Source organism: Streptomyces sp. NPDC033131 (assembly GCF_055578365.1).
Genome location: NZ_JBVIPA010000019.1, coordinates 144,461 through 166,840, shown reverse-complemented (window position 1 = coordinate 166,840; position 22,380 = coordinate 144,461). Strand labels below are relative to the sequence as shown.

Below are 22,380 nucleotides of genomic sequence, written 5' to 3'. Positions count from 1 at the left end.
CCCGCGCGAGGTTGTTCGAGCGTGGGGGAGGAGCCACGTGGGCGTTTCGGCAACGCGGCGAGGTGCGGTGCCAGGCCGCGCGACCCGGACGGGCACAGTGAAAGGACCCCTAAGGCCCCGGGAACCCCGCGCGAGTCCTGCGAGTTCGTCAGCACCTACCTGGCCAAGGCCCTCGGCCCCGGCAGCCTCGGCCTGGACGTCCATTTCATCGTCCCGGAACCGACCCTGGCCCCGGTCGAACCGGCGGCCGACCTGATCGGCCTCTCTGAGACGTCCAGGGCCAAGGCCCACGAGCAGGCAGCCGGGGAGGCCAAGCTCCTAGCCACCCAGATCACCTGACCGACTCCCTGCGACGCCTGCCCAGACCGTTCCGGTCGGGGCAGGCGTGTGTCGTTCACGCGAGGTCCTCGCTGATGAATGGTCAGCGGCCCAGAGATGCTGCGCGGCCGGTCGTCCCGGGAGACGGAGACAGACACGGCCTCCGGTGATCATGAGCTGTCGACCGTCTGGGGGCCGTCTCATCCTCACATCGTCCCGGGGCGACGTCTGTGGAGAGGCGGCGCACACGGCGAGGCCTCCGGCGCAGACCGGCACACAGAAAGACCAGCCACACCCAGGGGTCGCGACGACGGCGGCGACGCTCAACAATGCGGCCGCACCGACCGGGAGGCCGGCCTACGCAACGATCTTCGCGACGGAATCGCAAGCCTGCTGCGCGATGCGGTCGTCAGTGGTGTCGTCAGCCCCGCCCACGCCGATGGCGCCGATGACCTCTCCGTCGGCCGTGACGATCGGCACGCCGCCCGCGACCGGCAGAAGGTGGGAATCGACCAGATGAGGAGGCGCCACCTGCATCTGGGGGGACGCGGCGAAGGCCGCGAACCTGGCTGTTGGGACACCGCTCACAGCCGAGGTGTAGGCCTTGCGCCGAGCGGTCTCCACGCCAAGGAGTCCAACGCCGTCGTCACTGAGCAGAACCTTCATGACGCCACTCCGGTTGACCACGACAGCGCACACCTTGTGCCCCTCGGCCCTTCCTGCTTCCAGAGCGGCGAGTGCGGCGCCGTGCGCGATCTCAAAGCTGAGCGGCTCTCGCATGGAGCGGTCCCTTCCCTTGACGACCGAAGAGGCAGCAACCGGCCGTCATCCGCGGATTTCTTGGGCACCCTCGGTCCAGGCGTTCGCCGGTCCCGATAGGCGCCAGGAGCCCGCTCAGTATGTCGCCGCCCGACGCGAATGTGAAGTGGGGATCACATTCGCATCGCCGACCAGGGCTCACCCCGCAGGTGTGCCGAGCAGGTACAGACAAGCGACGTTCACCAGCTCGTCAGTGAGCTGACGCCATGTCAGAGGCCGGTCGGACTCGAACAGTTCGCCGTACAGCACGCGGTTCTGACAGGTCCCGTAGATCAAGCGATAGACGACATCCAGGCGTACCTCCGGCTCCGGCGCGTCGATCATCGGCACGATCGGCTCCAGGAACTGCCGGAAGACGCGATCGGCATCGATGGCGGCCTCGGACCCGACCCGAGCCACCGCGGGATCGGTGGCACCCGCGGCCAGGAAGACGCGCATCAGGCGCTCGTGTGCTTGATACGTCTCGGTAAGTCCGGCTACCGCCGAGGCGACCAGCGCGCTCGGGTCCGTGCGCAGCGGAGCGAAGCGGCGAATGATGTCAGCGCGAAACTGATCGATCATGTCGTGCTGCAGGGCCGCGATCAGGCGGTCCTTGTCGCCGAAACGTCGATAGACGCTGCCCACCGAGACGCCCGCCCGGGAAGCGACAGCCGCGACCGTGAGCGCTTCGGTGCCACCCTCCTCCAGGAGGGCGGTGCCTGCCTCCAGGATCCGCTGCTGGGTCAGGCGGCTGCGCGCCTGCTGCGCCGGTGGCAGGTCGAGTGTCGGTTCGGTACTCACCCGCCCCAGCGTAGAGGCAGCCAAGGGCCTACACCGCCGCCCCTCTCTCCGGCGCCCTCCGCACCTGGCGTGCACCTGCACGTAACCCTTGACGCACCCCGAGGGAAATGCGAATGTGAATCACCAATCCTATTTGTGGGTCGCATACGACGATGCCCTCGCAGGTGATTCCCCATAGCCCTGCATGCGCGCCACCGGCTGTGCGCCCGAGCCGCACGGGAGACAGAACGATGACCACCACTTCAGAAGTCGACACCGGCACGGCCTACGGTCGCCCGAAGCCCTCGTACAACGCCCGCCTGCGCGAGGTCGGGCCGGGTACGCCCATGGGTGAGGCGCTGCGTCGCTACTGGCACCCGATCGCCAGCTCGGAAACCCTCGTCGCCGGCGCCCTGCCGCAGAAGACCCGCGCACTGGGCGAGGATCTGGTCGTGTTCCGGGACGGCCAGGGCAACCCCGGTGTCGTGATCGAGCGCTGTACTCACCGCGGCGCCAGCCTCTTCTACGGCCGCGTCGAGGACGACGGCATCCGCTGCTGCTACCACGGCTGGAAGTTCGACGTCCAGGGCCGCTGCATCGAGCAGGCATGTGAGCCGGGCCTGGGACGCAGGCGCGACGCCGCCCGTCAGCCGTGGTACCCCGTCGAGGAGCGCTACGGCCTGGTCTTCGTCTACATGGGCCCGCCCGAGCTCAAGCCCGAACTCCCCCGCTTCGACGCGCTCGAGAACCCCGCCGAGGACGAGAAGTACTTCGCCAGCTGGCCCATCCCCCACGCCGCCATCACCGGCATGCCGACGGACTTCAGCTGGCTCAACATCTACGAGAACTCCGCCGACCCGACGCACGTGACCTGGCTCCACTCCACGCACAGCGGGTACCAGATGCTGGGCACCGGCACCTTCGGCTACCCCGAGAACTTCTTCGACCCGGCCCTCGTCGCCGACCGTGTGACGTACGAGCGCACCGACCACGGGCTGAAGTACACCCAGCGATTCGAGATGGAGGGTGAGGACGGCGAGGTCGCCGAGTACGGCTTCGCGGTCGAGCAGCACCTTCCCAACGTCTTCGGCCTGCCGAGCTTCGTGAAGGTCACCCCCGACGAGCGGCCGGACCAGTTGCTGTGGGTCGTGCCCTCCGACGACACCAGCCACCGGCTCTTCTTCTCGATCCGCACGAACGATCCCGAGCGCATGGTCCACTTCGTCATCGGCATCACGCAGAACGGCAAGCAGAACCACGAGCTGACCGACGAGGAGCGCCAGCAGTTCCCCGGTGACGCGGAGGCCCAGGGCTCGCAGGGAGCCATCACCCTGGACTCCGAGGAGACCCTGGCCACCGGAGACCGCGGCGTCGTCATGCTGCGTCGCATGCTTCTCTCGATGGCCGACGACGTCGAGGCCGGGCGCGACCCGATCAACATCGTCCGCGACCCGTCGGTGGTCCACCGCACCGAGTCCGGCCTCTTCACCCTCGGCAAGCGCCCCGCGGGCGACAACGCCGACGCCCCGCCCGCCGCCGGCATCTGAGCGGGAACCATGAACAACGAGTGGCTCGACACCATCGTGGTCGCCCGGCACGACGCGACTGCCCGGATCGTGGTGCTCGACCTGGTCAGTCCCGACGACGTCGAGCTTCCGGAGTTCGCCGCCGGCGCCCATGTCGACGTACTGGTGGACGGTGCCGCCGGGCTGGTCCGCCAGTACTCCCTGTGCGGGCCGCCGCACGACCGCGCCCGATACCGGCTGGCGGTACTGGCCGAGGAGGCGTCGCGCGGCGGCTCGCTGGGGATGCACCGGCTTCGCGAGGGCGACAGGCTGCGGATCTCCCGTCCGCGGAACAGGTTCGGAGTCTCGGACCAGGCGCGTCGCCATCTGCTGATGGCCGGCGGAATCGGCGTCACTCCCCTGTTGGCCATGACACACGAGCTCGAAGCCAGGGGCGCGGAGTACACGTTGCACCACTTCGCTCGAAGCCGGCCGGATTCGGCGTTCCTCGACGAGTTGGAGCAGAACCCCCGCGTTCGGCTCCACTTCGACGACGGCCCGGACGACCAGCGCTTCATCTCCGCCGCCGACCTCGGTCCGCCCGACCCCGACACGGCGATCTACGTCTGTGGCCCCGGGGGCTTCATGGACTTCGTGATCTCCATGGCACTCGGAGCGGGATGGCCCGCCGAAGCGATCCACAAGGAGCGCTTCGCACCCGTGGAGGACGCCGCCGCGCACACGGCCGGCGGGACGTTCAGGGTGCGGCTGGCCAAGACCGGCGGTGAGTACGAGGTCAAGGACGGCGAGAGCGTCCTCGACGCCCTGCTCGCGGGCGGCGTCGATGCCCCTTACTCCTGCCAGCAGGGAATCTGCGGCGAGTGCATCGTGCGCGTACTCGCCGGAGAGCCCGACCACCGCGACGACATCCTGACCGATCGTGAACGCGCCGACGGCATGTTCACCACGTGCTCGTCCCGAGCACACTCACCGATTCTGGAGTTGGACCTATGACAACCACGTCCACCGCAACCACCAAGGCCGTCGAGGCGATCGAGCAGATGGAGGCCGCATGGCTCGTGGCTCTCGTCGAGGGCGAGAAAGCGACGATCCCCCTCATGCTCGAGGACAGCCGCGTCGTCCATGGCCCGGTCGGGAGGGTCGACGACCGGGAGACCTGGGCCCATTTCCATGTGACCCGCCGCCGCTCGGTCTCCGCGAAGGCCACGGAGCTCGAGATCACGGTGCGTGGCAACACCGCGATCACCACGTGCTTCCACGAGATGTACACCGTCCTCGACGAGAGCATCGCGCCGTTCCCGATGCAGGAGGTGGTGACGAAGGTCTGGGAGGAGACCGCGGAGGGCTGGCGCCTGGCGCACATGGTCATGGGCAGGCGGTTCCCGCCGGTCTGACGTCCCGGAAGGCCGACGGCACGACCCTCACGACGCTGTTCGATGAATGGACAACAGGGTTCAGGGCGTGCCGCCGGTCATGGAGTGTTCGACGTACATGATTCGCGCGGCGATCGCCATGCATGGGTTCATGCGGCGATCGCCGCTGTCGTGGAAGTGAGGCAACACATGTCAGCCACTGAGACCGAGGCACCCACATCCGGCGCGGTCCGGACCAGTGACCTCTTCATCGCGGGCGAGCCCGTCGCGGCCAGGGACGGCCGCTACTTCGAGACGACCGAGGCCCTGACCGGCGAACCGATCGCACGGGTCGCCGCGGCCTCGGTCGAGGATGTCAATCTCGCGGTGGACGCGGCGGCGGCGGTCCTTCCGGAATGGTCGGGCCTTCCACCGGCCGCACGGCGGTCGGTACTGGAGCGAGCGGCCGCCCTGCTCGACGAGCGCACCGACGACATCGTCGCCACGATGAGCCGGGAGATGGGTGCCACTCTCCCCTGGTGCGGCTTCAACGTGCACGTCGCGAAGGGCATGCTCGTCGAGGCGGCCGCCCAGGCGTACGCGGCCGTCGGCGAGGTCATCCCGTCGGACGTGCCCGGCCTCACCGCCCTCGGCGTGCGTCAGCCGGTCGGCGTCGTCGTCGGCATCGCCCCCTGGAACGCGCCCCTCATCCTCGGCGTACGCTCCATCGTGTGGCCCCTGGTGTGGGGCAACACCGTGGTGCTGAAGTCCTCCGAGCAGACCCCGCTCACCCAGGCCGCCATCGTCCAGGTGCTCCACGACGCCGGTGTGCCCGCCGGAGCGGTCAACCTCATCAGCAACGCGCCCGAGGACGGTCCGAGCGTCGTCGAGGCACTGATCGCGCACCCCGCCGTGACACGCGTGAACTTCACCGGATCCAGCAGGGTCGGCCGTATCATCGGCGAACTCGGCGGGCGCCACCTCACCCGTGTAGTGCTCGAACTCGGTGGCAAGGCGCCTTTCCTGGTCCTTCCCGACGCGGATCTGGAGGAGGCCGCCGCCGCGGCCAGCTTCGGTGCCTTCATGAACCAGGGCGAGATCTGCATGTCGACCGAGCGCGTCATCGTGGACAGAACTGTCGCCGACGAGCTCTCCTCCCGCCTGGCAGAGCGTGCCGCCAAGCTGGTCGTCGGACCCCCGAGCGACCCCGCCTCACAGATCGGTCCGCTGGTCCACGCCGCCGCCCGCGACCACGTGGTCGAGTTGATCGAGGACGCTCGCACCAAGGGCGCGCAGGTCCTGGCCGGCGGCACGGCCGACGGCCTGTTCGTGCAGCCCACCGTGCTGCGCGGTGTCACGCCGGACATGCGCATCTACACCGAGGAGACCTTCGGACCGGTTGTCTCGATCATCGACGTGGATTCGACCGACGAAGCCGTCGCGGTCGCCAACGACACCGAGTACGGACTCTCCGCCGCGGTCTTCGGCAAGGACGCGGCCGCCGCGCTCGACGTGGCTCGCCGGATCAAGTCCGGCATCTGCCACATCAACAGCGCCACCGTGCACGACGAGCCCCAGATGCCGTTCGGTGGTGTCGGCGCCAGTGGCTGGGGCCGGTTCGGCTCCCGCGCCGCGCTGGAGGAGTTCACCGAGTTGCGCTGGATCACCATCCAGTCCGGTTCCCGGCACTACCCGATCTGAGGATGCGACGAGGTCGGGCGGCGCACGTGACACCGCGTGCGCCGCGCCCCCGGGCCTTGTTCCCCTGGCTGTGGTGCCTTGCCGCGGCCTTCAGTCCGGCGGTGGCCGCGGCATGGCTGGCGGACGCCCGAGAGACGGAGGCCTCCCAGCGGCTCGACCGCGAGCTGGAGGAATTCCTCAGGTCTGTCTGACCAAGCCCCTGTACCAGCGATCTTCACCCCTCTAAGGAGTCAACATGCCGCAGGCAGACACCGACCGCCACGAGATCCGCCAGCTCATCGAGAACTGGGCGCTGTGGCGCGACGCCGGAGACTGGAGCCGCTTCGCCACGGTCTGGCATCCGCGCGACGGCCGGATGAGCGCCACCTGGTTCCAGGGGAGCGCCACCGACTTCATCAAGGCCACTCGTGAAGGCTTCGACAAGGGAGTCAGCATCCTGCACTTCCTGGGTGGCCACACCGCGGACATCGTCGGCGACCGAGCCATCGCTCAGACGAAGATGACCATCAACCAGCGCGCGACCATCGACGCCGTCGAGGTCGATGTCGTCTGCACCGGGCGCTTCTACGACTTCCTCTCCCGCGACGAGGGCCGCTGGACCATCGTGCGCCGACAGCCGATCTACGAGAAGGACCGGCTCGACGTCGTCGACCCCGCTGCCTCACTGACCTTGGATCCCGAGCTCCTGCAACGGTTTCCGACCGGCTACCGGCACTTGGCCTACCTTCAGACCAAGGCGGACTTCACGGTGGAGAACGGGCTTCCCGGCCTCACCGGCACCGCAGTCGAGCAGCTCTACTCCGAAGGCACACAATGGCTGGCCGGAGCCTGATGCGGGCCGTCACCCGCATGCGGTCGACCCAGCCGACGACCTACCCGAGGAACAGACGATGAGGTTCACACACGAGACCCTTCCCCAGCGGGTGGTGTTCGCAGCCGGAGAGTCACCCCTCGCCGTGGCGGCGGAGGTCGAGGCACTCGGCGGATCCAGGGTCATGCTGATCGCGTCGGACCGCGAGAAGGCGCTGGCCGACCCGATCGCCAAGGAGATCCCGGTCGTACTGCGTCACGAGGAGGTCGTGATGCACGTGCCGGTCGAGGTCGCGCGACGCGCTCGTCATGCGGCGGCCGCCGCAGACGCGGACATCCTGGTCAGCGTCGGCGGCGGCTCGACCACGGGTCTGGCCAAGGCGGTGGCGATGACCACCGGACTGCCGATCGTCGCGGTACCCACCACGTACGCCGGCTCCGAGGCGACCAACGTCTGGGGCCTGACGGAAGGCGACACCAAGACCACCGGTGTGGACAACGAGGTACTGCCCGCGTCGGTCGTGTACGACGCCGGTCTGCTGACCACGCTGCCCGGTGCGATGACCGTGGCCAGCGGCCTGAACGCGATGGCGCACTGCGTGGACTCGATGTGGGGGCCACGCGCCGACCCGCTCGACCGCGCGCTGGCCCAGGAGGGCATCCGCGCACTGGCGACCGGCCTGCCCGCGGTGGCCGACGACTCGACGAGCGTCGAGGGCATCGAGCAGACGCTGTACGGCGCCTACCTGGCCGCTGTCGCGTTCGCGTCGGCCGGCTCCGGGATGCATCACAAGATCTGCCACGTACTCGGCGGCATGTTCAACCTCCCGCACGCACAGACCCACGCGGTCGTACTGCCCTACGTCCTGGCCTTCAACGCCCCGCACGCCCCGGAGGCGGAGGCGCGTATCGCCGAGGCCCTCGGCTCGGTCTTCCGCACCGAGGCGGCGAGCGCCGGTCTGGCCGCCCTGCGCCAGGTGCTGGACGCGCCGAGGGCCCTGCGCGACTACGGCATGCCCGAGGACGGCATCGCCAAGGCGCTGGGGCCGATCACGCAGGCGATCCCGGCCGACAACCCGACCCCTGTCACCGACGAGAACCTGACCGCGCTGCTGAAGGCGGCGTGGGCCGGCGACCCGATCAACTGAAGGAGCCCGTCATGGCTACCTACGTCAACCCCGGCGACGCCCGGGACGGTGCCGGCACGATCTACCGCGAGGTGTCGCCGGAGCAGCACGCGGTCGAGCAGCAGCTCGTCGACAACGTCCTGGCCTCCTTCGACGCCTGCCAGGACCCGCGGCTGCAGGAACTCATGACCTCCCTGGTCAAGCACCTGCACTCCTTCATCAGTGAGGTCCGGCTGACCGAGGAGGAGTGGGGGACGGCGATCGACTTCCTCACCAAGGCCGGCCACATCACCGACGAGGTCCGGCAGGAGTTCGTCCTGCTGTCCGACACCCTCGGCGCGAGCATGCAGACGATCAACGTCAACAACCAGGCCTACAAGGGCGCCACCGAGGCGACGGTCTTCGGACCGTTCTTCGTCGAGGACTCCCCCGCGATCGAACTCGGCGGTGACCTCGCCTTCGGTGCCCCCGGCGAGCCCTGCTGGGTCGAGGGCACCGTCACCGACACCGACGGCACGCCGCTCGCCGGTGCGCGGATGGAGGTCTGGGAGGCCGACGAGGACGGGCTCTACGACGTGCAGTACGAGGCCGGCAAGCGCGCGGGCCGTGGGCACCTCTTCTCCGCGGCCGACGGCAGCTACCGCTTCTGGGGCCTTACCCCGACGCCGTATCCCATCCCGAACGACGGACCCGTCGGCAAGATGCTCGACGCGGTCGGCCGCTCACCGCTGCGCGCCGCCCACCTGCACTTCATGGTGTCCCACGAGGGGACGCGCACGCTGGTGACCCACATCTTCCCCGAGGGCGACCCGATCGGCCGCAAGGACACCGTCTTCGGTGTGAAGGACTCACTGATCAAGCGGTTCGAGCAGCAGCCCGCCGGTACGCCGACGCCCGACGGCCGCGTCATCGACGGCACGTGGAGCCGGGTGCGCTTCGACATCGTCCTCGCCCCCACGGGCGTATGACCGGTCTGCCGCTCGGAATGAAAAGACGGTTCCCGGCGCGGAGGCGGCGTGCCGCGTCGCGATGGCCGCAGGGACGTCGAAGGGCAGGCGGCCCCGAAGGCATGGGGGCACACTCATCCTGAACGGCACGTGCGGTGCTGATGCCGACGCACACCGAGGTGGCCCGGTGCCGCACGACCACCTCGGTCCGCACAGCGGGTCCGAAGCATGTCGTTCCGCACTCGCTACCGGCGCTTGGCGTCGCCCGGGGCCAGCAGGCCGTCCACCACCAGCCCGGCCAGGGTCTCCGCCCTGGCGAGACGCTGCGCCCGCGGCAGGTGCTCGGGGCGGCCCAGGCGCCGGGCGAAAGGCTCCTGCACCAGTCCTGCCGCGGGAGCGATGACGGCGAAGAACCGGACGTCCATCGGAACCCGCGCCATGCGCCCCGGTGCCATCGACCTCTCGACGCTGGGCACGACGAGGGCCAAGGCCGGCTCGATGTAACGCTCGTAGAGGTAGTCCAGCCGCTCGGTGTCCCGTGCGGATTCATCCGCCAACAGCAAGGCCAGGTGCGGTTCGTCGATGTCGACGCGGTAGAACTCCGTGACGAACTTCCGTAGCACGTCCCCGAACTCGCTCCCGGGTGCGGCCGGCGCCATGCGCGTCAGCTGATCACTGAGCGCGGCGTCCACGACCGCACGCCAGAAGCCCGCCTTCAACGTAGCGGTCGTCGATGAAGGCGGCCTCGCCCTCGCCGGCCGTAAGGGAACCCCTTATGGCGCAGTCGGTGCCCTGGAGTGGCCGTCGTCTATGCCGACGAGCGGATCGTCGCCTATGCCGACGAGCGGATGAAGCCGGTGGCGCCGCCGTCCACCGGGAGGGCCGCCCCTGTGATGTAGCTGGCTTCGGAGGAGGCCAGGAAGAGCACCGCGTCGGCGAGCTCGTCCGGTTCTCCCATTCGGAGCATGGGGGTGCCGAGCCTGATCCGCTCTCGCATGGCCTCGCCGCCGCCGGGCGCAAGGCCCGTCGTGTGTGCGCCGATGTCAGTGTTCATGCCGCCCGGAATCACGATGTTGACCCGGATTCCGTCGCCGATGACCTCGTCGGCGAGGATGCGTGTCAGGTGCTCGAGTGCGGCTTTGCTGGCCCCGAAGGCGGCGCCTCCCGCCCGTGCCCTCCGACCGGCCACCGAGCCGCAGAAGACGACGGCCCCGCCGGGCGCGAGCAAGGGCCTCAGGCCCTGCATGACGAAGAACGAGCCCTTGACATTGATGTCGAACACCATGTCCCATGTGGCTTCGTCCATGTCGTCGAGGCTCTTGAAGCCGGAATGCCCGGCGTTGATGAAGGCGGCGTCGATCCGGTCGACTTGCGCGGCGACCTCCGTGACCGCGGCCTTGATGGCGGCCGGCGAGGAGAGGTCGGCCGCGACGGCGATCGTGCCGTCGCCTATCAGCTCGCTCGCGGTCTTCAGCTGGTCCGGGTCTCGCGCGATGATGACCACACGTGCGCCCTCGCGCGCGAATGCCTGTGCGGCTGCCAGGCCCAGTCCTCTGCTGCCTCCGGTGACGAGGCAGGTCTTCCCGAGGAAGCGCTGACGCCGGTCCTCGATGGCCGGGTCGCGACTTCCTACGTCAGTCGTGTCGTGCACGACGCTCCTTCGTGGTCGGCCAGGGGTAGTGGCTCACGCGTTGGTCTCGTCGCCGCCGAACGGAGCTTCACCATTCATGACGCGCTCCTCCGGAGGGATGGGTGCGAGACTCACTCGCACGTCGATGCACGTCGGCCGGCGGGCCGCGAGGGCGGCCTCGATCGCCGGGCGAAGCTGGTCCAGCTCTGTGACGTCGACGCCGTCCGCACCGAGAGCTCGCGCCACGCCTCCGTAGGATCCGTTCTCGAGGCGGTTGTTGGTGACACGGTCCTGTCCGTAGAAGAACTGCTGGGTGTGCAGGGTGGCGCCCCAGGCTTGGTTGTTGAGGACGATCACAATGACGGGGAGCCCCGCCCGGACGAGGGAGTCGAACTCGGCGAGGCTGTAGCCGACCGCGCCGTCGCCGGTGACGAGGATCGTCGCCTTGTCAGGGGTCGCGTACTGCGCTCCCAGAGCGACGCCGAAGTTGCATCCCATGGAACTGAGGTAGCCGTGCCCGAGGTAGTGGGCCAGTGGCGCGAGCGCGATCGTCTCGGAGAGCCACAGTTCGGTCAGAGCGCCGTCGACGAGCACGGTGGCCCCGTCGGGGACGCTCTCAGTGATCGTGCGAACCGCGAGGTACGGGTGGATCGCGCCCTCGTGCTTCTCGGTCTCGGCGGCGAGCGCGTACCGCCGGGCGGCCGAGATGTCCCGCAGGGTCCCCAGCCATTCGCTCCGCCCCGAGGGTACGGGGCTGTCGCCCAGGCGCTCGTTCAGCAGGCCGATCGTGCCGATCGGGTCGGCCTGGATGCCGAGTTCGACATCCTGCAGACGGCCGAGCTCACGGCCGTCGGGGTCGATCTGCAGTATCCGCGCGCTCTTCGGGAGCAGTTGGCCCGTGCCGAACCCGGTGGTCATTCCGAAGCGCAGCCCGAGCAGCAGGACCAGGTCGGGCCGCTCGTCCTCGGGGACGGTGCCAAGGGTCTGGACGAGACCGACCTGCTGCTCGGAGCCGACGACCGCTCCGAGGCCCTCCCAGTCGGAGAGGAGGGGCACTCCGGTACGGGCGGCGAACTCGTGCAACTGGGCCCGTGACTCGGCGGTGACGAAGGACTTGCCGACCAGCGCGATCGGCCGCCGGGCGGTGCCGAGCGCCTCGATGATCCGGTCGACCGCGGCGGCGGGGGCAACGCCGGTGCCGTCGATCTCGACGCGGTAGTCCTCGACCTCGTCGACGTCGACCGTCTGGCGCAGAACGTCCCAGGGGATGTCGAGGAGCACCGGGCCCTTGGGCTCCGACTGCGCGGTGCGGATCGCCTGGGCGACCAGGCGGGGGATCAGCTCGGCACGGGTGACGCGGTGCGCGAACCTGGTCACCGGGGCCGCCATGGCGACCTGGTCGAATCCGGCCTGCTGGTCGTTGATCTCGTCCCGTTCGAGAGGACCGGAGCCTGCGATGTAGAGGACGGGGGTCCGGTCCAGATAGGCGTTGGTGATCGAGGTCAGGACGTTGGTGAAGCCACCACCGGCCGTGACGACGGCGACCCCCAGGTCCCCGGTGACCCGTGCATAGCCCTCGGCCGCATGACCGGCGTTCATCTCGTGCCGCACATCGACGACCCGAAGCTTGGCATCCAGGGCCTCCTGGAGAATGGGGTCGATGTGTGCTCCGGGCAGGCCGAAGGCCACGTCGACGCCGGCTCGCTGCAGTGTTCGCACGACGAGCCCACTACCGGTTGCGGTTGCCATTCGAAGGTCCGCCTCTCTGGACGTACTCAGGGTTTCGACGGGGGGCGGTGGGACAGGGCCGCGACTCGGGCCGACCCGTACGGGAGTCTCGGCTACGGCCTGGGTGACGACAACGGCTGTATTCGTTGGATGGCCAATGCCTTGTTCGGCGTCGAAAGACCGAGACCGGTCGACCCGACTGTGCGGAGAAGAGATGTCAGGGTTTCGGCATCCCGTGTACGTCCTTGATCACACGCCCGGAACTGATCTCCGTCCACGCGCTGGCAAAGTCGCTGAAGGAGGCTGTCGCGAGCCCACGCCTGCAACAAATTCGGCGACCGAGCCCGCCCCGTGGCGATCCCGCGGCCGAGCGGTCCTCTCACGCAGCACATGTGCCTCCCGGGGCTGATTCACACCGAGGCGGAGACAGCGTCCTCGGGGTCGTACGCGTAGATCCAGCCGTTCGCACTGAGTGGATCGGCCTGCGAGTACGCCAGGTCGCGCGCCTGCTGCTCAGGACCGTCCGGAAGGTGGTTGATGTGCGACCTTCCGTGCGACACCTCCTGCAGGCGTGCCGTGCGGCGTCGACGGAGTTCTTCGTAGCGCCCCAGCGCCGCGATCGGGTTGTCCGGGTCCGCCGCCAGGCAGAGGGCGAGGACGGCGCCGTCCTCGATCGCCTGGGCGGCGCCCTGGGCGAAGAACGGGAACATCGGGTGGGCCGCGTCACCCAGCAGGGTCGCGTTTCCGCGGTTCCAGTGGTCGAGAGGCTCCCGGTCGAGCAACGCCCAGCGTCCCGGCGTATCGGCCGACCTGATCAGCTCCACCAGACGCGGATCCCAGCCGGCGAACTCGTCGAGTAGCTCCTGGAGCGTCGCGGTCGCCGTCCACGACTCGACGCTGCCCGCCCCGGCCGGCGCGAAGGCGACGAGGTTGACGTACTCCTCGCCGGAGACCGGGTAGTGCACGAGGTGGCGGTCGGGGCCGATCCAGAGGGTCTGGGCGCGCCGCCTGGCGAAGTCGGGTGCCTTCTCCGCCGGTACGAGGGCCCGGAAGGCGCAGATGCCCGACTCCCGGGCCTGAGTCGGCCCGACGACGGCGCCGCGCACGCGTGAGTGGACCCCGTCGGCGCCGATGAGGATGTCCGGGCGAACCGTCTCGCCGTCCTCGAACCGCAGAACCGCCTGGTCGCCTTCGAACTCGACCGAGACGCAGCGCTTGCCGAGGTGGACCGAGCGCTCGGGGACAGCCGACCTCAAGGCGCCCAGCAGGTCGGCGCGGTGGGCTGCGTAGGTGTGCTCGCCGTACAGGCGTATGCACTCGCCCTCCAGGTTCTCCGCGGAAAGGACGGCGCCGTTCTCCCAGCGCCGGAACTCCCAACCGACCTCCATCCGGACCGCGCGCTTGACGAATCGGTCCAGCACGCCGAGACGTCGTAGCAGGCGGGCGGCGTTGGGGGCGACCACCAGACCGGCACCCACTTCGGCCAGGGCGGCCGCCTGCTCGTAGACGTCACTGTCGAAGCCCTTCTCGCGAAGGAAAGCCGCGGCAGCGAGGCCCCCGATGCCTCCACCCAGGATCGCGATCTTCGGGCCGGCTTCCGTACTCATCATGCTCTTTCACTCCCGTGGACCTTGAGCGAGGCAGGTGACTGGCTGCGTGCAAGACTTCAGCAATCCCAGCATTGTTAGAACGGGGTCATCCATCCAACGAACATGAAAGGTAGGGTGACCGACGCCGCAACCGATGGAGGAGAGACCCATGCCTCGCGCGCACGAGCCAGGACGCTCAGTCAGCTCTCGACTGTGGGATCTGCTGTTCTCCTTCGACCCCAACCACACCGAGCTGAGCCTCGCCGACCTGGTCCGACGTACGGGCATGCCGCAGGCCACCGCCAGGCGCCTCACGCTCGACCTTCTTGAGGCCGGTGCGCTGGAGCGCACCAGCGACAACCGGTTCGCGATCGGCCTGCCCCTGTGGCGCCTCGGCACCCTCGCACCGCGGGCCGAGACGCTCCGCAGCGCCGCGCAGCCGTTCGTGGAGGACCTGTACACGGCTCTTCGCCAGCATGTACAGCTGGCCGTCCTCCAGGGCGACCAGGCGGTGATCATCGAGCGGCTGTCGGCCGTCAACGCCGTTGGCCTGACGTCGCAGGTCGGCGGCCATCTGCCCTTGCATTGCTCAGGTGTCGGCAAGGTGCTTCTGAGCCACAGCAGTACGGACTTCATCGATGAGGTGCTGGCGGGAAGGCTGCAGCGCTTCACTCCCCAGACGATCGTGGACCCGGCCGAACTGCGTCGCGAACTGGCGTCCTGCCGCTCGACCGGAACGGTGGTCGTCAAGGAAGAGTTGAGCGAAGGGGCCGAGTCGGTCGCGACGCGCATCATCGATCGCCACGGCAAGGTCGTCGCGGCTCTGTCGGTTGTGGTGGCTGCGGGCTCGATCAAACTGCAAGCGGCCGTTCCCTCGCTGGTCGCGAGCGGACTGGGTCTGTCCAGGAGTCTCGGCTGGAGGCCGGGCATTCCCATTCGCACCTCGTAACGTTCGCGGGACGAGGAAACCAGCGCGTCATGCCGGCGGTTGCCGCCGGGAGAGCTGCATGTGGCCGGGGCGCTATCCCTCATCGGCCGAGAACCGCATCCGTGTGTACGCCGTGGCCTGCCGCGACTGCCGCCCCAGAGGAGGAGAAGTCGCGGCCGGCGCTCCGGTTGTCCTGGCCGGCCTGCCACCCGTGTCCCGGTGCCGACCCGTTCGTCGGGCGGTCAGTCCTTGAGGGTGTGAGGGTCGTCGTCGAGATGAGTCTCGCTCACACCGCCGCGCGCACCCACGAGAGTGAGTGCCGCCGCCACCAGAGCAGCCACGCCACCGAGTACGTATGCGAGGGAGTAACTGCTGCTGAGGGCGTCGAAAGCGATGTCCTTGAGTGGGTTGAAGGGCACGACCTGACCATCCGGCAGTGTGATGCTGGACGGCACCGAGTTGGCTCCGAGCGGGCCCGACTCCACGGCGTGCACTGCGGCTTCGAGCTGCGGTTTCTGATCCGCGGGAGCATGGGCCGCAGAGGCCTGGAAGGCCTCGTAGGCTTTCCTCAGTTCAGGATCGCCGGCCAGCTTGCCGGCGATCTCGTCGGCGGCCCGGCCCAGTGCGACAGCACCGGCGATCGCGGGGCCGAGGGCGAACCCGAGGTCCCGGAACGTGCTCGTGGCACCGCTCGCCATACCGGCGAGGTGGTTGGGCAACGTGTTGACCGCGACCGCGCTGATGGCGGCGATGGCGAGTGCCGAGCCGACGCCGGCGAGAATCAGAGGCCCGACGATGGCGCTCATGGCCCGATCGCTCGTCGGAACGCCGGCGAACCACAGCCCACTGGCGCCGATGAGGATCATGCTGGTGAAGAGAACCCACCGGGGGTTGTAGCGCTCGAGCAGCTTGAAGGTGAGGGGCAGCAGTACGAAGCCGACGCCTCCGAAGAAGAGGTAGGCGACGGAACTCCGCAGTGGGCTGAATCCCTGGATGGTGGTGAGGCGGATACTGGTGCCGTACATGATCACGAGGAACGCGAACATACCGATCAGGGTGACCACCGAGTTCATGGCGAACGCCCGGTTCCTGAACACACTCAGGAGAAGGAGCGGCTCGGCCGCACGGCTCTCGGCGAAGACGAACAGCACGAGGAAGACGGCCGCGACGATGAACGCGATGACGATCTGCGGGCTCCCCCAGCCACTCTCGGGTCCCTGGATCACGGCGTACATCAGAGCGAACAGGCCGAGCGCGCCAGTGATCTGACCCGGCCAGTCGATGGATCGGCCCTCGGGCGAGGCGGAGTTCTGGGCGACGGCCAGCGACAGGACCACGCTCACCGCAGCGATGACAAGGACGCCGACGAAGGCCCAGCGCCAGTTCGCGTTCCCGGCCCAGCCGAGTTCGATCTTGCCGGCGACGCCTGCCAGCAGCGGTCCGATGAAGCCTCCGACCGACAGCGCGGTGGCCCAGATCGCCACGCCACGCGCGCGGGTGGCGGTGGTGTGCGTCCCGGCCGCCACCATGGCGAGGCTCGTCGGGAAGATGGCCGCGGCCCCGATGCCGTTGAGGACCTGGGCCAGGATCAGCAACGTCACCCGAGTGTCGGCCGAGGATCCCTCAGCCGGCACCAGGACCACGAGGGCCGAGCCCACGACAATGAGCGCGGCGCCCCCGATGAGGAGGCGCTTACGGCCGAACAGGTCACCGAACACGCCGAAGCCCAGTCCCAACGCGGCGACGGGAAGCATGAAGGCCTCGGCGACCCACGTCAGTTGGGCCGAGGACGGCGCGAGGTCCTGCTGGATCAGCCCGATGATGAGCGAGGGGACGGAAAGGGCTATCTGCGCAAGGCACACAGCGAGAACCACCGCCGTCAGGGTGCCTGAGCTCAGGGTGTATCTGCCGGCCTCTCCCTTTGACGCACTGGTTGTATCGGTCTGAACCATGGACGACTCCTTGCGCGCAGAGCGCTGCTGTCGGAACCGGCGTTCGCCGCCGGACCTTGCCAGGGGGTGCTTCTTTTCGCGGCGATCCCGGCAACACCGCTGCCGAACGCCCCAGGAGCCTTCACGGAACGTTTCCGCACGGCTCGACCGGACCTGCCTCAGACGCACGGCCCTAGTGGCCGACCCGCCGAGCAGCGACAACGTAGAAGTGACCTCTGTCACCCTCAATGGACATGTTCGTTGGACGAACAGGCCAGCGCTCTTCGGCAGGCGCGATGCACACCATCACTGCGTAACTGCCTTGCACGGGACGGTGGCCGCATGACGCAATGCACCGCTCCGCTTCCGTTCGAGCGTCACCTGCTACCCGAGGAGACAGGGGTCATGACGCACCTGACGGGCTCGCCGACGCCGCCTGCCAGTGATCCGCCGCGACGAGGTCACGGCACGGTCATGGGACCGTACGTCGATCCGCACTGCGCCGGCCTGTCCATCCCGGTGGCCGCCTGGAAAGACCTGACCGGCCATGCTGCAAGGACTCCGCCCGCGTCGAAGGAGCAGCTACCGTTGAGTAAACAACGGTTGATCCACCCAGTGTTGGCGGTCCTGGCAGGAGGCCCGCCGGCTCCGGGCCCGGCAGGACTGGTCCCGCTGTCGAACGGACGTCCTGGGGCCCCTGCACCCCGTCGCGCTCACCTTCGTCTTCTTCGTCCCATTCCCCGCGCTCGGCCTCGGCGGCGCGAGCTTCGCGGTGTTCGCCGTCTGGCTCCCCGAGCAGTACCCGACGTGCATGCGGGTCACCGCGTTCTCCCGCCGGGTGGCCGCCGAGGCACCTTCCTCATCGGCTACGGCATCCAATCCACGGGCTCACGCGCGGCTGAGGCCGACCGGAGTCCCCGGCCGGCCTTGGCCTGTGGGGGCGGCCTATTCGGGCACCCGGGAGGAGACCTCGTCGAGCGTGCCGATCTCCTGCGGGGTGAGGGTCAGCTCGGCTGAGGCCATCAGTGCCGGCAGCTGTGCTTCGGTCCGGGCGCTGGCGATGGCTGCCGCGACCCGGGGGCGAGTGCGCAGCCAGGCGAGGGCGACGGTGGCGGGCTCGGCGTCGTGGGCTTCGGCGACGTTGCGCAGGGTGTCCACCACGTCGAGTCCGGCGTCGGAGAAGTATCCGCCCGCGAACTGCTCACGGGAGGCACCCTTGAGGTCTTCCCTGGTGCGGTACTTGCCCGTCAGGAAGCCGCTGGCGAGCGAGAAGTACGGGACGACGGCCAGCTCCTCGTCGGCCGCGACCGGGGCGATGTCCCGCTCGTAGGCGGCACGCTTGACGAGGTTGTAGTGGGGCTGCGCCACGACCGGAAGGGCGTAGTTCTCGCGCCTCGCGACGGCGAACCATTCACGGACGCGGTCCGCGCTGTAGTTGGACACCCCTACGGCCCGCACCTTGCCTGCCCTGACCAGGGCGTCGAAGGCACCTGCCGTCTCGGCGAGCGGGGTGTCCGGGTCGTCGAAGTGGGCGTAGTACAGGTCGATGTAGTCGGTCTGCAGACGCTTGAGGGAGGCGTCGGCCGCCGCGGCCACGTTCGATGCCGCCAGGCCGCGGAACTCGGGATGTTGGCTGACCTTCGTGGCCACGACGACCTCGTCCCGGTTCTTCCGCGCGGCCATCCAGCTGCCGATGATCGTCTCCGATTCGCCACCGGTGTTGCCCGGCGCCCAGGCGGAGTAGCTGTCGGCGCTGTCGACGAGGTTTCCGCCGGCCTCGACGAACGCGTCCAAGACCCGATGGGACGAGGACTCGTCGCTGGTCCAGCCGAAGGTGTTGCCGCCCAGTGCGAGCGGGAACACTTCGATTCCGCTGTGTCCGAGAGTGGGCATGACTGATCCTTTCCGTGCGCCTGGAGTGTCCGGCGCGATCTGTGCGGATGGGGTGCGGGCGGTCACTGGTGCCGCGCGGGCAACGCGGGGCTCGGCAGCGCCGCTTCAGCGACTCGCGCCGAGTTGGGCCTGGAAGACCGCGGGGCCGAAGTACACCTTGGCGTCCTGGATGCGGCCGTCGGCGTCGAGTTCGTAGACGGTGATGCCGGACCAGTTGACCGGCTGTTCGTCCCGGGTGACCGCGGCGCCGTGCCAGGCGACGGCGACACGGTGGTCCGGGCGCCGACCCAGCCATGGAACGTGCCGTCCGCGGCGAACGCCTCCGCCCAGGCGTCGGCGTCCGCCTCCTGGAAGGCCCGGTGGAACCGCGGCACGGCCCGGGGCATGGCAGGGAAGGTCACGAGGATCCTCTCGGGAATGGGCTCGGCGATTCGGGCGAAGCCGTCTCGTGCGCGTCGCGCCTACGGCGTCGTCGTCGCCTTCCGGCTCGCCGACGCGGCGGTGGCAGCAGCAGCGGGGTCCTTGCCGCTCCCGGCCATGTAGGCGCCGAGGGCGAGGAACGCGGCCACGGCGACGAAGGCGCAGACGGCGCCCCAGCCCATCTCGGTGTAGGCGCGCGTGCCGAGCCAGGAGCCGACGGCGGCGCCGACGAAGCCGCAGGTCATATAGCCCGTGTTGAGGCGGCTTCGGGTCTCGGGCCGCAGGGCGAAGATGCGGGCCTGGTTGGCCACCTGGCCGCACTGAACGGCCACGTCGATCAGGAGCAGCCCCGCGGCGAGGCCGACGATTCCGGCCGGGCCGCCCGCGAGGCCGGTGAGCAGGAGGGCGCCGGAGGCGAGGGCGAGCAGGATGCACCACAGGTTGACGCGGTCGGCGCCGTACCGGTCGACCCGGCGGCCGGCCGCCGGCGCCAGGAACATACTGGCCGCGCCGATCAGCGCCAGCAGGCCCACCGCCTGGGTTCCCATGTCGTAGCGCGGGCCCGTGATCAGCAGGGCGACCGCGGTCCAGGCCGCACTGAACGCCCCGAAGAGGGTGACCTGGAAGTAGATCGAGCGCCGCAGCTGCGGCTCGTGGCGCAGGAGCCGCAGCGTGTCCGCGAGCAAAGTGGGGTAGCGGTCGCGCACGGTCGGGACACTGCGCGGCAGAGCGAAGCCGAGGGCGAGGGCGAGCAGTCCGGTGATCACGGCCGCCACCAGGTACGGGGCGCGCCAGCCGAGGTGTTCGCCCAGTACGCCGCCGAAGGCGCGGGCCAGCAGGATGCCACCGATCAGCCCGGCCTGCAGGGTGCCGGTGACAGCGCCCCGTCGCTCGGGTCCGACCAGGCCGGCGGCCATGGGCAAGAGGATCTGCGGCACCACCGTGGCCACACCGACCACGGCACCGGCGGCGAGGAGCGGACCGATGGCGGGGGCGAGACCGGCGGCCAGGAGGGCGAGCGCGGTCACGGCCAGCAGCGCGGTGATCAGCGGACGGCGGGGCAGCCGATCGCCGAGCGGCACCAGCAGGAAGATACCGACGGCGTAACCGAGTTGGGTGCCGGTGGCCAACACGGTCGCCGTGCCCTGGCCGACGCCGAAACCGTGGGCGATCAACGGCGTGATCGCCTGCGGGAAGTAGACGTTGGCCACGCCGACGCCGCAGGCCAGTGCCATGACCAGGGGCAGCCTGCCGCTCAGTTCCGCAGGGGCCGGCGGGGCTGGCTCAAGGGTGCGGTCCACGCCACGACTCCAATCAAACGAACTGGATGGTTCGCTTTCACCGTGGCACGGCATAGGGAACGAGTCAAACGAACCAGTTCGTTCTCACCATCGGACTCCACGGCGCCGGACGAGATGTCCCGCACCCGCGCGCGGAGTTGATGGACTCGGTCCCGCCGGCGGCCTGGGCGGGACCTTCAGCGGCAACCCGGTGGTCGGTGACGCGGCGCTCAATGCACCTGCCGGTGCCCCGAAGGGGGCGGGCTGGTCACAGCACTTGCGGATCTCGTTGGTGTGGACCGTGCCGTGCTCCGGGGCCGCGCGCACACGCCAGACGGTGGCCAGGTCCCGTGTCCACAGGGACGCGATCAGGCCGAGCTTCGCTGGGAATTGACGGTCCGCACGGCCTCTTGCGCCGAGGAGACCTCGTGACGGGAGCGACCGAGCCGAAAATCCTCTCCTGGCGATGGGCGGGGTCGGTCGTGACGCCGGTGAGGATCGTGGCCGCGAGGAACTGGCCCTCCTCCTGGCCGAACTACATGACGACGGCGCCCCTTGCCGCGGGCGTCAGCGGCAGCTCGCTGATGCCCCGCAGGATGGTTTCGTCGCGGCCGGAGCCAAGGGTTCCCTCACTCGCGGGGCAGACTCCGCACGGCTCGGGCGACCTCCACGCGAAGGTCGTCGAGGCTGTGGTCGGGCCCGAGGACCATGCGCCGGAGCTGGGGCATGCCAATGCTCCAACTGGCCAGGGCGAGAGTGAAGAACACGAGAGTGCGGGCATCGCCGCCCCGTCCGCCGGTCTCGGCCGAGTCGATCTTGTCCTGGTAGTGGCGGGTGCGTGCCTCCTCGGCCGGGACCGGCTGTTCGCCGATCTCCAGGGCCTCCCACATCACCAGGCGCAGGGCCTCGGGGTTGGCGCGGTGGTAGTCGAAGAGACGTTCGGCGTAGCCGGGCAGGTCGCCGCTGGGCGGAACGGCCTCGGCCAGGTCGGCCAGCACACGTTCGACGACGACGGCGAAGAGCTTGTTCTTGTCGCCGAAGTAGTCATAGATGGCACGCTTGTTGGCCTTGGCCTGGGCGGCGATACGATCCACCCGGGCACCGGCGACGCCGTGCGCGGCGAACTCCGCGGTCGCCGCCGCGAGGATGCGTTCTTTGGTCGCCGCCGAGTCATATGCCATGCCGCCATGGTAACGAACCGGTTCGTTTGCCAAGCGGAAGATCACCACGTCAGCTGACCTGCGCATCCCGGGCGCGGCACGGGGTCGTGGCTCGAAGCGCCGGGGCAGGCCGACTGGACCCAGTGACGCGTTCCGCTCGCAGGGGCCGAACGGACCCACGGCGGCTCACTTCGCCAAGGCCAGACCCGTCGACGAGCGCGCCCGCACCGGTCGGGCGTGATGAGCGCGTCGGCCGGCGCCAGGCAACGCGCCGCGGAGACCGGCGCCCGGAGCGACGGCCGTCCCCACACGCCTCCGTGCGTGCTCCTGGCGGAGCCTGCCCGCGCTGGTCGGCTCGGCACCGTCGAAGTCCCGATCGCCCCACGTACCCGCTCGACCGCTCGCCGACGCCTTCCAGGCGTCGGCGCGGCGGCGCACCCACGACGAGATCGTCCAGTCATG

18 protein-coding genes and 1 pseudogene are annotated in these 22,380 nt (G+C 69.4%); 9 read left to right on the top strand and 10 right to left on the bottom strand.

Annotation, left to right across the window (positions count from 1 at the left end):
• Positions 1–339 (top strand): annotated as a pseudogene (locus tag ACZ5XS_RS24505) (hypothetical protein); the annotation flags it as partial.
• A gap of 336 nt (positions 340–675) precedes the next feature.
• Here ACZ5XS_RS24505 and ACZ5XS_RS24500 read toward each other — a convergent pair.
• The gene (locus tag ACZ5XS_RS24500; protein ID WP_468654606.1) at positions 676–1,098 is read right to left on the bottom strand and encodes a GlcG/HbpS family heme-binding protein; all 423 of its coding nucleotides are present in this window, start codon (positions 1,096–1,098) and stop codon (positions 676–678) included.
• A gap of 177 nt (positions 1,099–1,275) precedes the next feature.
• Entirely contained in the window at positions 1,276–1,917 is a 642-nt protein-coding gene (locus ACZ5XS_RS24495; protein WP_468654604.1) for a TetR/AcrR family transcriptional regulator, read from the bottom strand.
• A gap of 230 nt (positions 1,918–2,147) precedes the next feature.
• Here ACZ5XS_RS24495 and ACZ5XS_RS24490 point away from each other — a divergent pair, with 230 nt between their 5' ends.
• The 7 genes from ACZ5XS_RS24490 to ACZ5XS_RS24460 all read left to right on the top strand — a co-directional run bounded on the left by ACZ5XS_RS24490 (position 2,148) and on the right by ACZ5XS_RS24460 (position 9,380).
• Positions 2,148–3,443 carry a Rieske 2Fe-2S domain-containing protein gene (locus ACZ5XS_RS24490; protein WP_468654602.1) on the top strand — a complete coding sequence of 432 codons (1,296 nt, stop codon included), beginning with the start codon at positions 2,148–2,150 and terminating at the stop codon, positions 3,441–3,443.
• A 9-nt stretch (positions 3,444–3,452) separates the two neighbouring features.
• Positions 3,453–4,415 carry a PDR/VanB family oxidoreductase gene (locus ACZ5XS_RS24485; RefSeq protein ID WP_468654600.1) on the top strand — a complete coding sequence of 321 codons (963 nt, stop codon included), beginning with the start codon at positions 3,453–3,455 and terminating at the stop codon, positions 4,413–4,415.
• On the top strand, positions 4,412–4,816 hold the full coding sequence (locus ACZ5XS_RS24480; protein ID WP_468654598.1) for a nuclear transport factor 2 family protein: 405 nt from the start codon (positions 4,412–4,414) through the stop codon (positions 4,814–4,816). The genes ACZ5XS_RS24485 and ACZ5XS_RS24480 overlap by 4 nt, the downstream gene beginning before the upstream one ends.
• A gap of 168 nt (positions 4,817–4,984) precedes the next feature.
• Complete coding sequence (locus ACZ5XS_RS24475) at positions 4,985–6,475, top strand: aldehyde dehydrogenase (protein WP_468654596.1); 1,491 nt, start codon at positions 4,985–4,987, stop codon at positions 6,473–6,475.
• A 235-nt stretch (positions 6,476–6,710) separates the two neighbouring features.
• Positions 6,711–7,307, top strand: a complete 597-nt coding sequence (locus tag ACZ5XS_RS24470; RefSeq protein ID WP_468654594.1) for a nuclear transport factor 2 family protein — start codon at positions 6,711–6,713, stop codon at positions 7,305–7,307.
• Between the two features lie 58 nt (positions 7,308–7,365).
• Positions 7,366–8,433 (top strand): maleylacetate reductase, encoded by a 1,068-nt coding sequence (locus ACZ5XS_RS24465; RefSeq protein ID WP_468654592.1) that lies wholly within the window; start codon positions 7,366–7,368, stop codon positions 8,431–8,433.
• An 11-nt stretch (positions 8,434–8,444) separates the two neighbouring features.
• Positions 8,445–9,380, top strand: a complete 936-nt coding sequence (locus tag ACZ5XS_RS24460) for a dioxygenase family protein (RefSeq protein ID WP_468654590.1) — start codon at positions 8,445–8,447, stop codon at positions 9,378–9,380.
• A gap of 224 nt (positions 9,381–9,604) precedes the next feature.
• Here the strand turns inward: ACZ5XS_RS24460 and ACZ5XS_RS24455 are convergent, their stop codons facing one another.
• The 4 genes from ACZ5XS_RS24455 to ACZ5XS_RS24440 form a co-directional block, all read right to left on the bottom strand.
• A complete protein-coding gene (locus tag ACZ5XS_RS24455; RefSeq protein ID WP_468654588.1) occupies positions 9,605–10,051 on the bottom strand; it encodes a TetR/AcrR family transcriptional regulator in 447 nt (148 codons plus the stop codon).
• Between the two features lie 140 nt (positions 10,052–10,191).
• A complete protein-coding gene (locus tag ACZ5XS_RS24450) occupies positions 10,192–11,010 on the bottom strand; it encodes an SDR family NAD(P)-dependent oxidoreductase (protein WP_468654586.1) in 819 nt (272 codons plus the stop codon).
• Positions 11,011–11,043: 33 nt separating this feature from the next.
• Complete coding sequence (locus ACZ5XS_RS24445) at positions 11,044–12,738, bottom strand: thiamine pyrophosphate-binding protein (protein WP_468654584.1); 1,695 nt, start codon at positions 12,736–12,738, stop codon at positions 11,044–11,046.
• Between the two features lie 389 nt (positions 12,739–13,127).
• On the bottom strand, positions 13,128–14,327 hold the full coding sequence (locus ACZ5XS_RS24440; RefSeq protein WP_468654582.1) for an FAD-dependent monooxygenase: 1,200 nt from the start codon (positions 14,325–14,327) through the stop codon (positions 13,128–13,130).
• A gap of 148 nt (positions 14,328–14,475) precedes the next feature.
• Here ACZ5XS_RS24440 and ACZ5XS_RS24435 point away from each other — a divergent pair, with 148 nt between their 5' ends.
• Positions 14,476–15,255, top strand: coding sequence for an IclR family transcriptional regulator (locus tag ACZ5XS_RS24435; RefSeq protein ID WP_468654580.1), 780 nt, complete (start codon positions 14,476–14,478; stop codon positions 15,253–15,255).
• A gap of 221 nt (positions 15,256–15,476) precedes the next feature.
• Here ACZ5XS_RS24435 and ACZ5XS_RS24430 read toward each other — a convergent pair whose 3' ends face one another.
• From ACZ5XS_RS24430 to ACZ5XS_RS24415, 4 genes are all read right to left on the bottom strand, one after another.
• On the bottom strand, positions 15,477–17,108 hold the full coding sequence (locus tag ACZ5XS_RS24430; protein ID WP_468654578.1) for an MFS transporter: 1,632 nt from the start codon (positions 17,106–17,108) through the stop codon (positions 15,477–15,479).
• A 1,002-nt stretch (positions 17,109–18,110) separates the two neighbouring features.
• A complete protein-coding gene (locus ACZ5XS_RS24425; RefSeq protein WP_468654576.1) occupies positions 18,111–19,058 on the bottom strand; it encodes an aldo/keto reductase in 948 nt (315 codons plus the stop codon).
• Positions 19,059–19,519: 461 nt separating this feature from the next.
• The gene (locus ACZ5XS_RS24420) at positions 19,520–20,779 is read right to left on the bottom strand and encodes an MFS transporter (protein WP_468654574.1); all 1,260 of its coding nucleotides are present in this window, start codon (positions 20,777–20,779) and stop codon (positions 19,520–19,522) included.
• A gap of 608 nt (positions 20,780–21,387) precedes the next feature.
• A complete protein-coding gene (locus ACZ5XS_RS24415) occupies positions 21,388–21,939 on the bottom strand; it encodes a TetR/AcrR family transcriptional regulator (protein WP_468654572.1) in 552 nt (183 codons plus the stop codon).
• Positions 21,940–22,380: the final 441 nt, after the last annotated feature.